Annotated in this window: 19 protein-coding genes; 7 read left to right on the forward strand and 12 right to left on the reverse strand. The window is 54.5% G+C overall.

From position 1 onward, the window contains the following. Positions 1-4 precede the first annotated feature (4 nt). Both sufC and ACFQI7_RS17315 read right to left on the reverse strand, forming a co-directional pair. Positions 5-835 (reverse strand): Fe-S cluster assembly ATPase SufC, encoded by an 831-nt coding sequence (gene sufC / locus ACFQI7_RS17310; protein WP_218098087.1) that lies wholly within the window; start codon positions 833-835, stop codon positions 5-7. Between the two features lie 173 nt (positions 836-1,008). Continuing rightward, a complete protein-coding gene (locus tag ACFQI7_RS17315; protein ID WP_218098088.1) occupies positions 1,009-1,581 on the reverse strand; it encodes a DUF1802 family protein in 573 nt (190 codons plus the stop codon). Positions 1,582-1,725: 144 nt separating this feature from the next. Between ACFQI7_RS17315 and ACFQI7_RS17320 the strand changes: the two genes are divergently transcribed. The 3 genes from ACFQI7_RS17320 to mtnA all read left to right on the forward strand — a co-directional run bounded on the left by ACFQI7_RS17320 (position 1,726) and on the right by mtnA (position 4,422). After that, entirely contained in the window at positions 1,726-1,893 is a 168-nt protein-coding gene (locus ACFQI7_RS17320; protein ID WP_218098089.1) for an asparagine synthase, read from the forward strand. A 161-nt stretch (positions 1,894-2,054) separates the two neighbouring features. Next, positions 2,055-3,260, forward strand: a complete 1,206-nt coding sequence (gene mtnK, locus ACFQI7_RS17325) for an S-methyl-5-thioribose kinase (protein ID WP_218098090.1) — start codon at positions 2,055-2,057, stop codon at positions 3,258-3,260. 82 nt (positions 3,261-3,342) lie between these two features. Continuing rightward, a complete protein-coding gene (mtnA, locus tag ACFQI7_RS17330) occupies positions 3,343-4,422 on the forward strand; it encodes an S-methyl-5-thioribose-1-phosphate isomerase (protein WP_218098091.1) in 1,080 nt (359 codons plus the stop codon). Between the two features lie 75 nt (positions 4,423-4,497). Here mtnA and ACFQI7_RS17335 read toward each other — a convergent pair whose 3' ends face one another. From ACFQI7_RS17335 to ACFQI7_RS17360, 6 genes are all read right to left on the reverse strand, one after another. Continuing rightward, a complete protein-coding gene (locus ACFQI7_RS17335; RefSeq protein WP_230414817.1) occupies positions 4,498-6,081 on the reverse strand; it encodes an AraC family transcriptional regulator in 1,584 nt (527 codons plus the stop codon). A 148-nt stretch (positions 6,082-6,229) separates the two neighbouring features. Continuing rightward, on the reverse strand, positions 6,230-6,808 hold the full coding sequence (locus ACFQI7_RS17340) for a nitroreductase family protein (protein WP_218098093.1): 579 nt from the start codon (positions 6,806-6,808) through the stop codon (positions 6,230-6,232). Beyond that, on the reverse strand, positions 6,789-7,655 hold the full coding sequence (locus tag ACFQI7_RS17345) for an ABC transporter ATP-binding protein (RefSeq protein ID WP_218098094.1): 867 nt from the start codon (positions 7,653-7,655) through the stop codon (positions 6,789-6,791). Before ACFQI7_RS17345 ends, ACFQI7_RS17340 begins: the two co-directional genes overlap by 20 nt. Before the next feature lie 11 nt (positions 7,656-7,666). Next, complete coding sequence (locus tag ACFQI7_RS17350; protein ID WP_218098095.1) at positions 7,667-8,710, reverse strand: FecCD family ABC transporter permease; 1,044 nt, start codon at positions 8,708-8,710, stop codon at positions 7,667-7,669. Next, positions 8,707-9,714: a FecCD family ABC transporter permease gene (locus ACFQI7_RS17355; protein ID WP_218098096.1), complete on the reverse strand. Its 1,008-nt coding sequence runs from the start codon at positions 9,712-9,714 to the stop codon at positions 8,707-8,709. Before ACFQI7_RS17355 ends, ACFQI7_RS17350 begins: the two co-directional genes overlap by 4 nt. Before the next feature lie 83 nt (positions 9,715-9,797). After that, positions 9,798-10,805 carry an ABC transporter substrate-binding protein gene (locus ACFQI7_RS17360; RefSeq protein WP_218098097.1) on the reverse strand — a complete coding sequence of 336 codons (1,008 nt, stop codon included), beginning with the start codon at positions 10,803-10,805 and terminating at the stop codon, positions 9,798-9,800. Between the two features lie 472 nt (positions 10,806-11,277). Here ACFQI7_RS17360 and ACFQI7_RS17365 point away from each other — a divergent pair, with 472 nt between their 5' ends. The 3 genes from ACFQI7_RS17365 to nagA are packed head-to-tail and all read left to right on the forward strand — an operon-like array spanning position 11,278 to position 14,065. Further along, complete coding sequence (locus ACFQI7_RS17365; protein ID WP_218098357.1) at positions 11,278-12,135, forward strand: MurR/RpiR family transcriptional regulator; 858 nt, start codon at positions 11,278-11,280, stop codon at positions 12,133-12,135. Between the two features lie 5 nt (positions 12,136-12,140). After that, entirely contained in the window at positions 12,141-12,869 is a 729-nt protein-coding gene (gene nagB, locus ACFQI7_RS17370; protein WP_218098098.1) for a glucosamine-6-phosphate deaminase, read from the forward strand. Next, complete coding sequence (gene nagA / locus ACFQI7_RS17375) at positions 12,866-14,065, forward strand: N-acetylglucosamine-6-phosphate deacetylase (RefSeq protein ID WP_218098099.1); 1,200 nt, start codon at positions 12,866-12,868, stop codon at positions 14,063-14,065. Before nagB ends, nagA begins: the two co-directional genes overlap by 4 nt. 136 nt (positions 14,066-14,201) lie before the next feature. On the opposite strand, the gene ACFQI7_RS17380 is transcribed toward nagA, so the two are convergent. Beyond that, positions 14,202-14,786: a hypothetical protein gene (locus ACFQI7_RS17380; protein ID WP_218098100.1), complete on the reverse strand. Its 585-nt coding sequence runs from the start codon at positions 14,784-14,786 to the stop codon at positions 14,202-14,204. Positions 14,787-14,983: 197 nt separating this feature from the next. Here ACFQI7_RS17380 and ACFQI7_RS17385 point away from each other — a divergent pair, with 197 nt between their 5' ends. Then, on the forward strand, positions 14,984-15,379 hold the full coding sequence (locus tag ACFQI7_RS17385) for a VOC family protein (protein ID WP_218098101.1): 396 nt from the start codon (positions 14,984-14,986) through the stop codon (positions 15,377-15,379). Positions 15,380-15,551: 172 nt separating this feature from the next. Here the strand turns inward: ACFQI7_RS17385 and ACFQI7_RS17390 are convergent, their stop codons facing one another. The 3 genes from ACFQI7_RS17390 to ACFQI7_RS17400 all read right to left on the reverse strand — a co-directional run bounded on the left by ACFQI7_RS17390 (position 15,552) and on the right by ACFQI7_RS17400 (position 17,954). Further along, positions 15,552-15,881, reverse strand: coding sequence for a M24 family metallopeptidase (locus ACFQI7_RS17390; RefSeq protein ID WP_230414768.1), 330 nt, complete (start codon positions 15,879-15,881; stop codon positions 15,552-15,554). 43 nt (positions 15,882-15,924) lie between these two features. Then, positions 15,925-16,719: an SDR family NAD(P)-dependent oxidoreductase gene (locus ACFQI7_RS17395; protein WP_218098102.1), complete on the reverse strand. Its 795-nt coding sequence runs from the start codon at positions 16,717-16,719 to the stop codon at positions 15,925-15,927. 74 nt (positions 16,720-16,793) lie between these two features. Next, positions 16,794-17,954: a UxaA family hydrolase gene (locus ACFQI7_RS17400; protein WP_218098103.1), complete on the reverse strand. Its 1,161-nt coding sequence runs from the start codon at positions 17,952-17,954 to the stop codon at positions 16,794-16,796. Positions 17,955-18,065: the final 111 nt, after the last annotated feature.

The raw sequence follows: 18,065 nt of genomic DNA on the forward strand, positions 1-18,065 counted from the left end.
GCTATTAATATTTTGGAGCGGTCGTATTCATCGGTACTTTGAATTCCGCTTCGTCTTGTCCGACCGTCTCGTCTACGATGCCGAGCTCTTCCTTGACCCAGTCGTAGCCTTCGTTCTCCAGCCGCTGCGCAAGCTCAGGACCGCCGGATTTGACGATACGGCCTTGCATCATGACATGGACGAAGTCCGGCGTAATGTAGTTGAGCAGACGCTGGTAGTGCGTAATGATCAGGAAGCCGCGATCTTCGGAACGCATGGCGTTCACGCCCGTCGCAACGATCCGTAAAGCGTCGATGTCAAGACCGGAATCGATCTCGTCGAGAATGACGATACGCGGATCGAGCATCAGCATTTGCAAAATTTCATTCCGCTTTTTCTCGCCGCCGGAGAACCCTTCGTTCAAGTAACGGTGCATAAATTCCGGATTCATCTCCAGCTCTTTCATCTTGCCTTCCATTTGGCGGATGAATTTGATCAGCGACATTTCGTTGCCTTCGCCGCGGCGCGCATTAATCGCGCTTCTCAAGAAGTCTGCGTTCGTGACGCCGGTAATTTCGCTCGGATACTGCATAGCGAGGAACAAGCCGGCGCGCGCTCTTTCATCGGTAGCCATCTCGAGCACGTCTTCGTCATTCAACGAAACGGAGCCACCCGTAACTTCATACTTCGGATGCCCCATCAGCGTGGAAGCCAGCGTACTTTTACCGGTACCGTTCGGGCCCATGATCGCATGCACTTCGCCGCCTTTGATCGTGAGGCTGAGTCCTTTCAAAATCTCTTTGCCTTCGACAGTCGCTTTCAAACCGTCTATTATAAAATGTGGTGAATTCGCCATAGTTTCATGCCTCCGCGTTTTAGTTATTCTTAGTTGATAATCATTCTAAATTGATTATCAATGATTCTCAATCATAATATTATTATATCTTACCAGTGGAAATCAATAAAGCCCCATACTCCTATTTTTCCGAAAGCCTCGCGGCACCCGTATCCGGCGGCCGAATCGCCAACTTACTGCAACGCTTCTATCACGCGAGAGACCGCCGCAGCAAACGCTCGTTCGGTCATCACCGGTGTTTTGGCGGCCGTTTCGAACGCTTCCGCGGGCAATCCGATCCATGATTTGCATCCGGTGTATTCCGGCTGTATCGTGATGCTCACCGGCTTGTCCAATTTATGCACTTTGAGCAGCATGACGTGCAGAGGCTGCGTTTTTTTCCATTTTAACCGTTCCTCCGCAAACGAATCCGTCCATACATGCAGTGCGCTGAGCTTATTCAGCTGCTCCTGCGTTTCTACTAGTATGTCTGCCGCAAGCTCCGCGTAACAGGATACCGCCACTTCCGAATGTTGGCTGCTCCAGCCTTCAAGCGTCTCTTCCGTCCATTGCCTGAATTCGGGCTTGAACAATTCTTGTTTCTGGTGCTCGTATGTCGGGTATAAATAAAAACTGTCGCTCTCCACCTGGAAATCTTTCGTTTCTTCCCGAATTCCGCCTTTGCGCATAATCAAAATTTGCCGCCCTGTCCGCAGCGCTTCAATGGCCGCCGCCCACTCCTTCAAGGCGATCGTCGTTTCAGGCATATGCTCCCTCCTTTGCCGACCGTACAATCTTCCTGATATTATAGGCTTCCCGCCAAAACAATGCAATCGAACGCGGCATAAAAACATTCCCGGTAAACGAAACTAACTAAGCTTCACCAAATGAAAACGAGGAGGATGACGATCATGCGCGAAGGATTGATTCCTGCTGTTTTAGGTACGGCCGTTACGGCCTCGGGTGCCGTTCTGCGCAACAAGTTTCCTATGGTGGCCGCTGCAGCTGTAGGCTTCGGTCTGGCACATGTTGTACTTGGAGCCATTGATTTGGTGGAGCACCGTAAATCGATGTTCTAGCTTATGCCGGAACAAGAAAAGGGAGCGGCCGGAGGCCCTCCTTTTTTCTATAGCAGCCGATCGGCCCGAAACCCAGCTTCCTCTATTCCATGGCAGCCAAAATTGTTTTATACTAGACGGTATGATACGTTTTCCAATGGAAAAAGGAGGATTACATAGTTATGCCAGCTTACCATCCGCTTACGGAAGCCGAAGCGATTCAATACGCCAGAACGTTGCCCGACCTTTTTACCGCGGACAGCCAGCTTGTCAGCCGGGAAATCGGTGACGGGAACTTGAATCTCGTATTCCATATTTCCGAGCCTTCCACAGGCAAAAGCATCATTCTAAAGCAAGCGCTCCCTTACGCCAAAGTGGTCGGCGAATCATGGCCGCTCACGCTGGACCGCGCCCGCATCGAAAGCGAGGCGCTGATGATCCAGGAATCGCTGTGCCCCGAGCTCGTGCCGCATGTATATTCGTACGTGCCGGATTTGGCGCTGACGGTGATGCAGGATTTGAGCGATCATGTCATCATGCGCAGAGGCTTGATGGAAGGCAACCGATATCCGTTGTTTGCGGGCCATATCGGGCATTTTTTGGCGCACACGCTGTTCTACACGTCCGATCTCGGCATGAACCAGCAGGAGAAAAAGGAGCGCGTCAAACGTTTTATCAACCCTGAGCTTTGCAAAATTACGGAAGATTTGATTTTTGACGATCCTTACACCGACTCGCCGAACAATGACGTGCCGCCGGCGATCCGGGATGCGGTGGAAGCCGTCTGGAACGATACGGAGCTGCATCTGGAAGTGGCGATTTTGCGGGACAAATTTCTGACGCATGCGCAGTCGCTGCTGCACGGCGATCTGCATACGGGAAGCATCTTCATCAAGCCGGATTCGACGAAAGTCATCGATCCGGAGTTTGCATACTACGGACCGATGGGCTTCGATATCGGCGCCGTCTTCGCCAACCTGCTGCTTCATTACGCTTCGCGCGAAGGCTGGGACAAGGACGCGGCGGCGCGCGCCGATTCCCGCAGTTACTTGACCGGGACGATCCGCGAGGCCTGGGCGGCGTTCGAGAAGGAATTCCGCTCCTTGTGGGATCAAAACGGCGTCGACCGGATGGCGAAAACGCCGGGCTACCAGGATTGGTATATGCAGCAGGTGCTGCGCGATACGTTCGGCTATACCGGCAGCAAGATGGTTCGCCGCGTCCACGGATTGGCGCAAGTGGCGGACATCAACAGGTTGGAAGATGCGAACGCCAAAGAACGGGCTCAGCGCATTGCGCTGGCCGTCGGGACGTCGCTCATTAAGTTCAACCGCCAGGCTTCTTCTATTGAGGAAATGATCAACATCGCGGATAACGCCGTTCGCTGAAGAGCGTTGGCTTCGCTTCGTTAAAACAAAGGCTCCAACAACAAGCAAGGATTGTTGAAGCATAAAGGAGATCGCTTATCAAATGACTACGCAAAACGACCTTTCCGCGGATTGGCTCCAGTCCGTCCGCTGGAATTCGCTCGAAGACCGGCTGGATTTGCTGGACCAGCGTCTATTGCCGGAGAAAATCGTCTACCTCGAGCTGACGAGCGCGGAGCAAGTATGGGACGCCATCAAGCAATTAGCGGTCCGCGGCGCGCCGGCCATCGGCATCGCGGCGGCGTTCGGGGTATACCTCGGCGTGCGTGCGTTCGGCGGCAGCCGGGAAGAGCTGCTGGCGGAAGTCGTCCGCAAGTGCGATTATTTGGCGACGTCGCGCCCGACGGCGGTGAACTTGTTCTGGGCGCTCGACCGGATGCGAGCGCGGGGCGAGGCGCTGCTCGGCGGCTCCGCGGATACGTCCGTGGAGGCGGCGAAGCAGGCGCTTCTGGCCGAGGCGCGGACGATTCAGGCCGAGGATGAAGAGACGTGCCGCCTGATCGGCGAGCACGCGCTCGGTTTGTTCGAGGACGGCATGGGCGTCCTCACGCACTGCAATGCGGGCGGTCTTGCTACCGCCCGGTACGGCACGGCGCTCGCGCCGATGTATCTCGCGAAGGAAAAGGGCCTGAGCTTGAAGGTGTTCGCGGATGAAACGCGTCCCGTCCTTCAAGGCGCAAGGCTGACCGCCTTCGAACTGCAGCAAGCCGGCGTCGATGTGACGCTGATTTGCGATAACATGGCCGGCGCCGTGATGGCGAAGGGCTGGGTGCAAGCGGTCATCGTCGGCACCGACCGGGTCGCGGCCAACGGCGACGTGGCTAACAAGATCGGCACTTACAGCGTAGCCGTATTAGCGAAGGCGCACGGCATTCCGTTCTATGTCGCCTGCCCGATGTCCACCATCGATCTGACTACTCCGACCGGAGCCGACATCCCGATCGAGGAGCGGCACGAGGACGAAATTACGCAAGGCTTCGGCAAACGAACGGCGCCGGAAGGCGTGAAAGTATACAATCCGGCCTTCGACGTGACGCCGAACGAATACGTGACCGCCATCATTACGGAGAAAGGCGTCATCCGTGCGCCGTACGACGTCAATTTGAAAAAACTGTTCAAATAATCGAAGCAAGCATGCCATGCACGAAATACCCCTCCTTTCACTTGACAGTGGAAACGGAGGGGTATTTGAATTCGGTTACGAATACCATTGCAATAGCTCGTCGATGATCCGATTTTGCCCGACAGGCGTCCAGCTCAAACCGATCCAGTCGTCAACGATACGAATCCGGTGGTTCCGGACCGCTTTCAACGCATTCCAGACAGCGCTGTTGCGGAGGCTTGCAAAACCCTCGCTATCGGGCGAGGACCAGGCATTGTTGTGAAGGAATACAAAATCCGATTCAAACGGCGGCAAATGCTCCATCTCAAACTCCCGGTACCTCTCGTTCAACGGCACGCTGCTGCCCGGGTTCAATGCAAGACCGTCATACAGCAGTTCGTTCAGCGGATGGTCCGTAAACCCTTGAACTCTCATCTTATGGTTGAACATCCTGATGAACGAAACGGTGTCCTTGCCGATCTTATGAGCCAGCATGTTTCGAGCGTATTGTACTTTTTGTTCCACCTGCTTCAAATTTTGCCGCGCTTCTTTCTCTCTGCCTACCAATTCGGCGATTCGGATATGATTGTTACGCCAGTCCATCGTATAATCCAAAACGATGGTCGGCGCAATCTGCTTCAAGTGCTCATAAAAGGGAAGATGTCTGTAATCCGCCAAGATCAAATCCGGTCCCGCTTCGCGCAAATCTACCAGCTGCGTTTGAGCCCAATGCGTCTTATCCGAATCGGGATCGGATCGTATGGCGTAGCGATAAGCGTTCATTCCGGCCAGCGTGTCAACGCCCAAGGAAAGAAGATTGTCTTCGTAACGGAAGCAGGAAGCAACGGCCACCCGCAATTGATTTCTTCTCATATACATGACGGGAGAAATACCGACAGTGCGCTTAAACATGCGGCTGAAATAAAATTCGTTGCCGAACCCGACCGAGTCGGCAACTTCCTTGATGGAGCCTTCCCGCTGCTGGAGCAGTGCCTTGGAGCAATCGATCCGGATCCGGTTCAAATATTCGACCGGCGAGAGGCCTGTCGTCTTTTTGAAGCTTCTCGAGTATGAAGTCTGGGTTAAACCGGCGATATCGGATAAAGCGGTCAGTTTAATTTTTTCGCGATAATGCTTGAACATATAGCCAATGCTTTGATCGATGCCTTTGCTCGTCTCCTCCGTTTTTTCCCGCTCCGGCCATTGCTGCAAAATGAATTGAAGAAGGCTTTGAAATTGAACCTGCAATTCGAATGCGGATCTCGCTCCCGATTTGCTGTCCAGATGTAGGTGCTCTACTCTCTCAAACACCGGCTTGAGCTGCGGAATAGGAAGCTTGCCCGGCGGAAAAAAGGAGCGGCCCGGTTCCGTGTCCGTGCATTCCCATTCCCCTTTGCGCCGGTCAACGGCAATAGGGCGAAGCAGCAAAACATAGTACTCCGCGCTGCCCGACTCCAGCATCACTTCTACGTCCATGGAGGTTTGAAGGAAAAAAGCTTGATGCGGACTCATCTGAAAAACATGATCGTCGATGCGCATCATGCCGCTGCCCTGCGCTACGACGCACAGCAAATCACCGGGAATCTTGAGCATCTGCGCAATACTGCTCTTCTGGAATCGGCGCTTTCGAATGGAAGAGAGCAGCAGTAAGGGATATTTTGTATCGGCAAAAGGCAGCATATCCACTTCACCTTCCTGGTCGGGCGACTGCTATGCAAAATAGCGCATTCGCTACCAATTAATAATGATAATCATTATCAATTATAACGAAATATCGTTTTTTCACAATAGTTTGCCGCCATTTCGTTTGCGCTGTTGAAAAAATTTCTTATAAGGAATCGATAATCGTCAGCAGCTGTTCGGCGTCAGTGCGAGGCTGGACCCTCGATACGACTTCCGGGTAACCGACGTGCAGCACGCCGACGATTTTCTCACCCGGTCTTACGCCCGCCGCTTCGCGGAATCCCGGGTTATAGTTGTAATTGTTCGTTTTCCACACGACGCCCAGTCCTTGCTCCCACGCAGCGAGCTGAAAGTTTTGAATCAGGCTGCAGACGGCCGCATAATCTTCATCCCATTGTTTTTGTCGCGGATCTTCTTTCATGAGCACCACGAGGTGGGCGGGCACCTTCATAAAATAATTGAATTTGGGAATTCCGTATTTTTCCCTATCTTCGGCCGAGTACGTCGCCACCATTGCGTTTGCGAACACCTCGCGTCCCTCGTCCTTGAAAAGGATAAACCTCCACGGCTGCCTGTTCTCGTGGTTCGGGGCCCAGACGGCCACATTCAACAGCTCCAGCAGCAGGGATGTCGCCACCGGGTCGCTTTTGAACAATCTGACGCTTCTTCGTTCTTTGATCACATCCGCAACCGTTCGTTCGCGCTTAACTTCCAGTGAGCTCATGCCTGTATTCCTCCTTGTAGTCTTCCAATGTATTCGACGGCTTCGTACCGTAATCCGCCGTTCTTCTTCCTTTTCCTTTCGGGATACATAGCGGCGTTCCGAAAAAAGGATCCGGCACCACCTCGCACTCCATGCCGAATACATGCCTCACGAGCTCTGGATTGATCACCTCTTCCGGTTTGCCTTGCGCATAAACGGATTTGTCTTTGAGGGCCACCACATGATGCGCATAGCGGCAGGCGAGATTCAAATCATGGAGAACCATGACGATCGTGGTCTGCTCCTTTTCGTTCAATTCAAACAGCAAATCCAAAATATCGATTTGATGGGCCATGTCGAGATACGTTGTCGGCTCATCCAGCAGGACGGTTTGGGTGCCTTGCGCCAGTGTCATGGCGATCCACGCTCTCTGCCTTTGTCCCCCGGACAAGGAGTCGACGGGCTTATCGGCCAGCTCCATCGTTTTCGTTGCTTGCAGCGCCTGACGGACGAACCGCTCGTCTTCTGCCGACCATTGCTTTAGCCAATGCTGATAAGGGTACCGCCCTTGCTTAACCAACTGGAATACGGTCAGTCCTTCCGGTGCGATCGGCCCTTGCGGCAGGATGGACAGCTTCCTCGCCACCTCCTTGGTCGACAGCTCGGAAATCTGCTTTCCGTCCAGTATGATTTCACCCTCCGACGGCTTTAACAAACGCGCCATGGAGCGAAGCAGCGTCGATTTGCCGCATCCGTTCGCCCCGATAAACACGGTAATTTGATGTTCCGGAATGGAAAGGCTTAACCGCTCGATAATCGTTCCGCTGCCGTAATTCAAACTTACATTTCTCGTTTCCAGCGCCTGCACGCTCACCCCTCCTACCTCGAATTCCGTCCGCTGTACAGCAAATAAATGAAGAACGGCGCTCCGACTCCGGCCGTGAATACCCCGACTGGCACATCCAAAGGATGAAAGAACGTCCGGCCTACCAGATCGGCGAGCATAACGATGATGCCCCCGAGGATGGCGGAGACGGGAAGCACGCTGTCGAAGCTCGACCCGACAAGCTTGCGCGCCATATGCGGCGCGACGAGGCCGATAAATCCGATGCCGCCCGCCACGGAAACGGCCGCTCCGGCAAGCGCAACGCTGATGAGCAGCAGCAGCAGGCGGTTCAGCTCCACCCGGCTTCCGCTGCTGGCCGCGATATCGTCGCCGAGCTGTCCGATATTGACATGGCGGGACATCAGGAAGGCTAACGGAATGAGCACGACGGTCCAAGGCAATACGGTCAGCACATTTTCCCAATTCGCGGCGTACACCGAGCCTGTCAGCCACAAATAAGCCTGGCTCGCATCGTTCTTCGGACTGAATACGATCATCATCGTCGTCGCCGCCGACATCAGGGAGGACATCCCGATGCCGACCAGAATGAGGCGGATCGGCGTGACCCCTTTCTTCCAAGCAAGCAAATACAAAGTGAGCGAGACGATGGCCGCACCGATCATTGCGGCCACCGGCAGAAAGCGAATGCTGACCGTCCCGGCCAAATACGTGATGAACGCCACCGCCGAGACGGAAGCGCCTCCCGTAACCCCTACAATATCCGGAGAAGCCATCGGATTGCGGATCATGCCCTGCAATATCGCGCCCGAAGCCGCGAGTGAAGCGCCGACCAGCAGCGCCAAAGCGATACGGGGAAGACGCAGCTTTTGAATGACCATCGCATGATCCTCGGTGCCCGCTCCGAGCGCGCTGCGAATCACATCAAGGGGCGAGATGTACATTTCGCCGAGGCCGGTGCTGATCACCGCACCGGCTGCGCAGGCAATGAGCAGACCGACGCATACAGCGACTGTCTTCTTGTGGAGCAAATAAGAAAAGGATTTGTACTTCATGCGCACAACAATATACTGCTTCATGATTTGACCAGCCCCCTCCGCGCAATATAAATAAAGAACGGGGCGCCGATGACCGCCGTCATCACTCCGACGGGCATTTCCTCGGGGATCATCATGAATCGTGCGGCCAGATCGGCCAAAATCAAAAGAATCGCGCCGAGCACGGCGCAATAGGGAATGACCCAGCGGTGATCGATGCCGATGAAAAATCTGGAGATATGCGGGATCACGATGCCGATAAAGGCGATCGGCCCAGCGACGGATACCGCGCTGCCGGCCAGCATGACGATAATGAGACCGGCCAACGCTTTGACGGCGATCGTCTTCTGCCCGAGCCCTTTGGCCGTATCCTCTCCCATCTGCAGTACATTCATATCCCGTGAAATGAACCATGCCGCAAACCAGCTTATGACCATATAAGGCAGCACCGCCATCAGCATGTCGGGCGAACGGCCGGCAATCGTGCCCGTCAGCCAGAACAGCACGGAGCTCAGCCCTTGTTTGTTCAATACGAGGATCCCTTGCGTAATCGAAGCGAACAGCGCGGTCATGGCGGAACCCGCCAATACGATTTTGAGCGGCGTCAATCCGTCGCGTCCGATCGAACCGAGCGCGTAGACCGTCACCGCGCCGACGGCGGCGCCGATAAACGCGATCCACGCAAGCGCCTGCATCGAAGAAACGGACAAAGCGACGGCTGCTATGACAACCAGGCACGTGGCGCCCGCATTGACGCCGAGTACGCTGGGCGAAGCAAGCGGGTTGCGGGTTAGCGTCTGCATGAGCGCGCCGGCAATGGCAAGACTCGCTCCGATGGCCGCGGCAATAAACGCCCTGGGCATGCGGGTCGTGCGAAGAATGACCTGCTCCGATACGTTTTCATCGTAATGAAACGCAGCCTGCCAAGCTGTATGCCAATTGTAATTTACAGCCCCGAACAAAATGCTTGCCGCCAGGCAAAGCAGCAGCATCGCTGCCGCCGTCAAAAGTCCAACCGATTTCCAGGCATTCTTATGTATGTGCATCTCCATAAATCTCCCCGTAATGTACCGAAAGAAGGAGTCCGGTACTCACTCTTTCGGCACTCCTGTTTGCTGCTTATTCAGGCTTATTTTATTTCGAAAATTCGAAATGCATCGTCCAGCATTTTGTTCGCGGCAATGACTCCTCCGCTCAAATTCCATGTAACAACGTCGACTTTGTAATACTTCCCGTTTTTGACGCCCTTCAAGTTTTTCCACAGCGGGTGATTCGTCCAGTCGGACTGCGATTTTGCCTTGGATTCGTTGCCTTCGCTGATCTGGGTAATATCGAATATATAATCGCCGTCGAGCTGCGACATCTGTTCTTTGGAAGTCAGGTTGACGACCGTTTTTCCTTCGATTTTTTGGGCTTTCGGGCGGCCGATTCCGAGTTCTTGGAATATCGTTCCGGCAAAGCCCGTCACATAGAACCGCGCGCTGCCGTCATCCTCAAAGCGCAAAATCGACACTTCCGTATTCGCCAGCCGGCTGCCGGCCTTCTGCTTAAACTCCGCTACGCGTTTGCTCCAATCGTTTAAGATTTTGTCCGCTTCCTCTTGTTTGTACAGCGCGTTCGCGCTCATCTTTACATTTTCCTTCCAGTTGAACACCTCTTCCGTAATGACGGTAGGAGCGATGCTGGACAGCTGGGGATATATTTTTTCATGGCGCGTCTTCGTTCCGATGATGAGGTCCGGCTTCAGAGCAAGAATCGCTTCCACATTCGGCTGGGATTCGTCGCCCAAATTTTTGACTCCATCCATATGGGAGCGCAAGTAGTTATACCATGGCTTCTGATCCCATGATTCGACGGCCCCGACAGGCTTCACTCCCAAAGCGACGGCGATATCGACCATTCCGTTGAACAGCACGACGACGCGTTCCGGCTTTTTCTTCAGCGTGACTGTGCCCATCGCATGCTTGATCGTTCTTTCTGCGTCTCCCGCAGCAGGCTGACTTTGTTCCTTCGGCGTGTCTCCTCCTGTGGCGGAAGCCGGACTGCTGCCGTTCTTCGTTCCCCCGTTTGCATTCGTACCGCAGCCTGTAACGGCTAACACCAGCAGCAGTATGATCATCTTTCGTAAGGCTCTCATTCTTTTTCTCTCCTCCTTGTGCAGCAAAGCAACATTCCGTCCTCAATCCTGAGAATGCCGAAAAATCGGTTGCGGTTGCTGGTCCCCTAATTGAGATTGATAATTATTATCAATTATAGAATGCGCCATTTTTATTGTACATGTCGGATTTTATCCGTTTCACATACCAAATTTATCCTTCCTCTCGGCCGAGGGCATTTCCGATCCCGTACCTTTCCGGATACCGCGCGTCTTTCTCCAATAGCGGTTCCCAGCCACGCGCTTCGGCGCTGCGAGGCGGTCGGCCGAATTCGATCCGATGCCAAATAGACCTTGAAAAACGCGCTTCCTTATTTTAAAAAAATACCCATAAACATGTTGAACTGTATTGATTAAGCCGCTCGAATTCGCTATGATTATGATGTAAATTATTTTCTTGATATTACGGAAATTATGTAAATAAATTTACTTTTTAAAAGCGTGGTGAATCCCCATAACCAACATCCTGCAAGCGATTCGCGATAAACAGCCCTCCCTGCACCGCAAAGAACAAGAGCTCGCGCAGTACGTGCTGGAGCATGCCCCCGAAGTCGTCCATCTCAGCATCACGGAGCTTGCGGACCGGTCCGGCGCCAGCACGGCGACGGTATCGCGCTTTTGCCGCAGCTTCCTGTTCAAAGGCTACGCCGACTTCCGGATGAAGCTGTCGGCCGAACTCGTGCAAGCCCCGGCGAAACCGTCTTACCAGGATATCGTCGCCGGCAATTCGCTGCACAGCATCGTCCAGGCGATCGAGACGAATCACTTGCGCTCGATATCCGATACGACGCGTCAGCTCGATCTCACCGAGCTTCAGCGAGCGGTCGATTCGCTTCAGCGTGCGCGCCGGATCGACTTGTACGGCATGGCGACTTCCGGTATCGTCGCGCTTGATTTTCAGCAGAAGCTTGTCCGTATCGGCAAGATGGCCCACTATTGGCCGGATTCCCACATGCAGATCACTTCCGCTTCCAGCTTGACCGAGCACGATGTGGCCTTCGCCGTATCGTATTCCGGTGAAACTCCCGAAACGAACGATGCGCTGCAGTGCGCCAAGGAGCGAGGGGCGCTTACCATCTCCCTGACCAAATTCGGGATGAACCGGCTGTCGCAAGCATCGGACATCCGGCTGTTCGCCTCTTCCCTCGAGGAAGGCATGCGAAGAGGCGATATGGCTTCCCGTATCGCGCTGCTGCACGTGGTCGACATTTTGTTTACCGCTCTCGTCAGCGAGCAATTCGACGAATATGTTCCCCTGCTGGAGCAATCGTTCCAACAGGTCAAAAAATATCGCAAAGAAAAAGGGAGATAGCTTGAATGAACATTTTGACATTTCGCACGGACGATGAGCTGAATAAGGCGGGGGCAGGCATTATTACCGGGATGCTGCAAACGAACCCGCGCTCAATTCTCGGGCTCGCCACAGGCGGTACGCCGGTCGGCATTTACCGGGAACTGGTGGCAACGCACCGCCAAGGACTCGTCAGCTTCGCCAAGGCGACGACGTTTAATTTGGACGAATACGTCGGCCTCGACCGCAACCACCCGGCCAGCTACTTTGCTTTTATGCAGGAGCACCTATTCGGCTCGGTGGATGTGAACCCCGCGGCCTGCCACATTCCGGACGGTACCGCATCCGATCTGAGCGCGGAATGCGAGCGCTACGACAGCTTGTTGGAGCAGGCCGAGCAGATCGATATGCAGCTTCTTGGTCTCGGGCATAACGGGCATATCGGCTTCAACGAACCGGATCACTCGCTTGTTCGCAGCACGCACGTTGTCGAGCTGCAGGAGCAAACGAGAGAAGCCAACGCGAGATTTTTCAACAAACCGGAAGAAGTGCCGACCCATGCCATTACGATGGGCGTCGGCACCATTCTGAAGGCGAAAATGATTTTGCTGGTCGTTCGCGGACGGGATAAAGCGGAGATTGTCGCCCGCGCCCTGCAAGGGCCGATCACCACGGAATGCCCGGCGTCGCTCTTGCAGACGCATCCGCATGTCGTCGTATTATTGGATTCGGAAGCGGGGAGTCGATTGAAATGAGAATCAGCAGCATCATTACCAATGCCAAAGTCGTAACGCCGCACCGGACGATCGAGCGCGGTTTCATCGCTTTGCGGGACGGACGCATTCGGCTCGTCGGGCCGATGGAGACGATCAGCCAGCTCGATTTGGCCGCCGCCATGGAACGGATCGATGCCAAAGGGAGCTGGGCGCTGCCCGGTTTCGTCGACGTGCACGTGCACGGAGGCTACGGCCACGATTTTATGGACGCCTCGCAGGCCGCCATCGAAGGCATTACGCGGTTCCACAGCAGCTGCGGCACGACCACCTTGCTTGCCACGACGGTGACCGGCTCGAAGGAAGCTTTGGCCGATGTGCTTCAAGCGGCGGATGCTTTCATCCGCAATGAAAACGGCATGCCTTATGCGCGGCTGGCCGGCGTTCATTTGGAAGGGCCGTTTATAAGCCCCAAATGGCCCGGCGCGCAAAACCCGAGCTATATCGTTACTCCGCGCCCGGACTGGATTCGCGAGTGGACGGCGAAGTATCCTGGGCTCATCAAAATGATGACGCTTGCGCCGGAGACGGAAGGTGCGCTGGAGACGATCCGCCTGCTTTCCGAGCAGGGCATCGTCCCGGCTTGCGGCCATACCGACTCTACCTATGAGCAAATCGTAAGCGCGGTATCGCACGGGCTGCGACATGCCGTTCATACGTTCAATGCAATGAAAGGGCTGCACCATCGCGAGCCCGGCGTTGTCGGAGCGGTCATGACGGAGGACAAAATCACGGCGGAAGTGATCGCCGACGGACATCATGTCCATCCGGCCTGCATCGGACTTCTCGCGAAGGCCAAAGGGCCCGACGGTCTCGTGCTCGTTACCGACGCCATCTCCGCAGCCGGGCTTGGCGACGGCGACTATCAGCTCGGCGGCCTCGGCGTCGTTGTCAAGGACGGCGTAGCCCGTCTGAAAGAAGGCGACAGCCTTGCCGGCAGCACGCTTACGATGATTGATGCGCTGCGATTCATGGTACAGACGGTCGGGGTCAACATGGAAACGGCCAGCCGTATGGCCAGCGGCAATCCGGCGAGACAGCTCGGCATGGATCACGAAACCGGCAGCATTGAAACGGGCAAACTGGGCGATCTGGTTCTCGTATCTCCTGACTTTAAGATCGAAAGAGTCATGGTAGCCGGCAATACGTTATCGTTCGACTCTCCTGCCGCTGAATAAGGCATAATGAATAATACCCGGCTCGTGCCGCTTTGGCGGACAGCCGGGTATTTATCGTTGTACACGATAATAGGTCGCAATCGCTTGGCGGTTTGTCGGCCGAATAGGGCGCTGCGGATCGTTCATCCGGGCCGCCTCAAGCTCCAGCAAACTGTTTGGCGGCAATGAAATATCGCAGCTTATTCAGGTCCTTGGCCGAAATCTTATGAATCTCCGCGCCGTATCGTATCGTTTTTTCCATAATATGAACATACCGGACAATCAGCTTCGGATGAATCGTTTCCTCATCGCAAAAAATCATGGTGTCGTATACGTGATTGAGCTTTACCGAAAAGTCGTCGATTTCAAAGCCGAACCCCAAACGGCAAATATCGACGAAGCGGACGGCAAGCGTGCGAAAATCTTCGCTGATCGTCCCGAATACGTTCAGCTTAAAGCTTTCGAACATCATGTCGTCGTCGAGGAGCAGATCCTCATTCGTTTGTTCCGGCTGCGCGTTAATTCGGAATATTTCCGACTCCTCCGGCGCAACAATGAGCTTGTTGCCCGAGCCCCGGAGGATGCGCATCCTCCGCCGCCTTTTGAAATCGAAGCAAAGTACCGCATCGCCTCCCTTATACGGAACCGGCTTTTCCATGGAAAGCTCCATCAGTTCCGCCCCTTCGTATGCAACAGCCCCTTGATAAACCTTGCCATTATACAGCATTTGAATATGATTCATCACGCTCACCCCCTGTTTGATAAATCTACTATACTTGCAAATATTTCAGAAAATATCAGCGAACTATTAGGAGAGTATTAGATTGTCATATATATTTTGTTACCCTCAGGAGATAAAATGAAATCAACGTTCCGTTTGACTCAGCCGGCAAGCCCAATCACCCTACAATTAAATTTTATGGAAATCAGGTGTATAAAATGAGGATCGATCGTATCGACCACCTTGTGTTAACCGTTCGCAGCATCGCACAAACATGCGAGTTTTACTCTTCTGTATTGGGGATGGAAGTGACAACCTTCGGAAACGGCCGCAAAGCGCTTCAGTTCGGAAGCCAAAAGCTGAATTTGCACGAATACGGCAAAGAATTCGAACCGAAAGCGAGCGCTCCGCTGCCCGGCTCCATCGATTTGTGCTTTATTACGCCTGTTCCGCTCAAGGAGGTTATGCTTCATCTGGAGAAGCTGCAGGTTGCCATCGAGGAAGGTCCCGTCGCAAGAACCGGTGCGCTGGGTCCCATCCTGTCCGTTTATATCCGCGATCCCGACGGCAATCTGATCGAAATTTCCAATTACGAAAATGATCAGCATCATTAAACGGCGGATGACCTCCCCGCCCTACCCTGTCTTACCGTGGGAAATGGACAAAAAAGAGGTATTTTGCGAGACCGCAATTTACCTCTTTTTGAAATCAGCAGATATGTTTGCACCGGGTAACAGAAGAGCTTGAGAAATAAGCTCGTAACTTTTCGAGTTAGGGTGTTTCCGCCTATCGGCTACAGCGTCGTGAGAATTTGCGACCGTTTTCCGCAATGGCCACCGTATGCTCATATTGAACGCAAATGGAACGATCGACCGTTCTTGCCGTCCACCCGTCGCTTTCCACAAAAGCATGCCAATCTCCAAGGGTGAACATCGGCTCGATGGCGAGCACCAAACCTTTCTTCAGCCGCATTCCCATCCCTTTTGTTCCAAAATGGGGAACGGCCGGCTCTTCCCATAGCTCTTTTCCGACCGCATGACCGGTAAACTCCTTGACGTTGCCGTATCCGAAACGCTGTGCATAGCTGTCGATGGCGTATTGCCGCCGTTCCAACAAAAAACAGCCCTTCCACTGGGAAGGACTGCCTGTAAGAAATGGATTAATGCTCCATATGGTCGTCCGGCTGGGCCGCTTTGACCGTAAGTCCGCCGTCGACCATCAGCAGATGACCGTTGATCTGCATCGCTTCTTCGGAAGCGAGGAATACGACGGCATCGCCGATTTGACGCGCCGTTCCGAGACGCTTCATCGGATTCGCCTCGACTTCTTTCGCGCGGATGGCATCGTCGGCCAAGTAGTCTGTGCACATGTCGGTATCGACGGTGCTCGGGCCTACCGCATTGACGTTAATGTTGTATTTGCCGAGCTCGATAGCCATCCCTTTCGTCAGCATGTTCGCGGCCGCTTTGGACGACTGATAGTGCGGGATGACCGGGCTCGTCACGACGAGGCTGGCAGTCGAGAGCACGTTGATGATTTTGCCGTATCGCTTCGGAATCATCGATTTTGCCGCAAGCTGTGAACAGAGGAAGATCGATTTGACGTTCGTATTGTACGTGCGGTCCCACGTTTCCTCCGTCACTTTCAGAAAAGCTTCGAACGGCGCAATCCCCGCATTGTTGACCAGTATGTCCACGTCGCCGAGCTGCGCCTTTACTTGCTCGAACATCGATTCCACCTGCTGTTTGCTGCCTACGTCCGCTTGAACGACCATCGCCTTCACGCCGTGCGCCTCTACCTGCTGCTTTACGTTCTCCGCCAGCGCGCGGGATCTGTCCGACGTAAAGTTAATGGCAACGTGAGCGCCTTCCTCCGCCAAGCGAATGGCGATTGCTTCTCCGATGCCCCGGCTCGCCCCGGTAACCAGTGCGACCCGATTCGTTAGTCTGCCCATGAATTGATACCCTCCGATCGTTGATGAACGTATTACTTTCTATGGAAGCCGCCATACAAGCGGCCTTGCGTCTGTTACAAGCTCGGGCCGATCCGGTTAATGCTGAACTCCGTATGGCCGAGGATTTCCGCTTTGGTCTGCTTGCCGTTTGCCACTTCTTGAATTTCTTGCCAAATCCGGTCGCCCGCATCTTCGAGGCTTAACGTGCCTTCGAGCATGTCGCTGACATCGACGTCCATGTTGTCGGACATCCGTTCGAACATCCGCTTGTTGCCGGTAATCTTAATGACCGGAATGACAGCCGAGCCCGTCGGCGTACCTCGGCCGGTCGTAAAGCAAACCAGATGCGCGCCGCCTGCCGCCATGCCCGATACGCATTCGATATCGTTGCCGGGCGAGTCCATAAAATACAATCCGTGCTTCGGAATCGTTTCGGAGTACTCAATGACGCCTTCGATCGGCGCGGTGCCGCATTTGCTGATGCAGCCGAGCGACTTCTCCTCGATGGTGGTCAGGCCGCCGGCAATGTTGCCCGGGCTCGGGTTGCCGCCGCGCATGTCTGCGCCCATCCGCTCCACTTCTTTCTCGAAGCGGTCGACGATGTGATACAGCTTGTCGCTTGTCGCCTGTGTCGCGCAGCGGGATGCGAGCACATGCTCAGCGCCGATAATTTCGGTCGTCTCGCCGATGACGACACCTCCGCCTTGCTTGATCAATGAATCGGCCGCAGCGCCAAGCGCCGGATTGGAAGCGAGTCCGGAGGTAGCGTCAGAGCCGCCGCATTTGACGCCGATGATTAGCTCGCTGAACGGCACCGGCTCCGGCTGCATGGCATCGAGCTGCGCACGCATTTTCTTCGCTAGCTCCACGCCGTGCTGTATCGCCTTCACCGAACCGCCGACCGACTGGATGTCGAACACTTCGATCAGTTTGCCCGTCGGGCGAATCGCTTCGGCAAGCGCATGCGGGTCGACCACTTCGCAGCCGAGACTAATGATAATGACGCCGCCGACGTTCGGGTTGCGGCCGGTTCCGGCCAGCACCTCGAACGTGCGGTCCTTGTCGGCGCCGATCTGGCTGCAGCCGTGCTGATGCGGAATCGCTACGGTTTCCGGCACCATTTGCATAATGCGGCTGCACACCTGATTGGCGCAAATGACGGTAGGAATAATGAGCAGATGGTTGCGGATGCCTACGTCGCCGTTCGGTCTTCTATATCCCATCATATGTGTCATGCTTTCGTTCTCCCCTCATTGCAACCGTTACAGTGGCGAAGCAATACTGTCGGTTGTCAATCTTTTGCAATCGTTGCAGTGGTGAAACAACACTGCCGGTTGTCAATTTTT

Origin of the sequence: Paenibacillus allorhizosphaerae (assembly GCF_042659105.1) — a bacterium.
GTDB classification, from domain to species: domain Bacteria; phylum Bacillota; class Bacilli; order Paenibacillales; family NBRC-103111; genus Paenibacillus_G; species Paenibacillus_G allorhizosphaerae.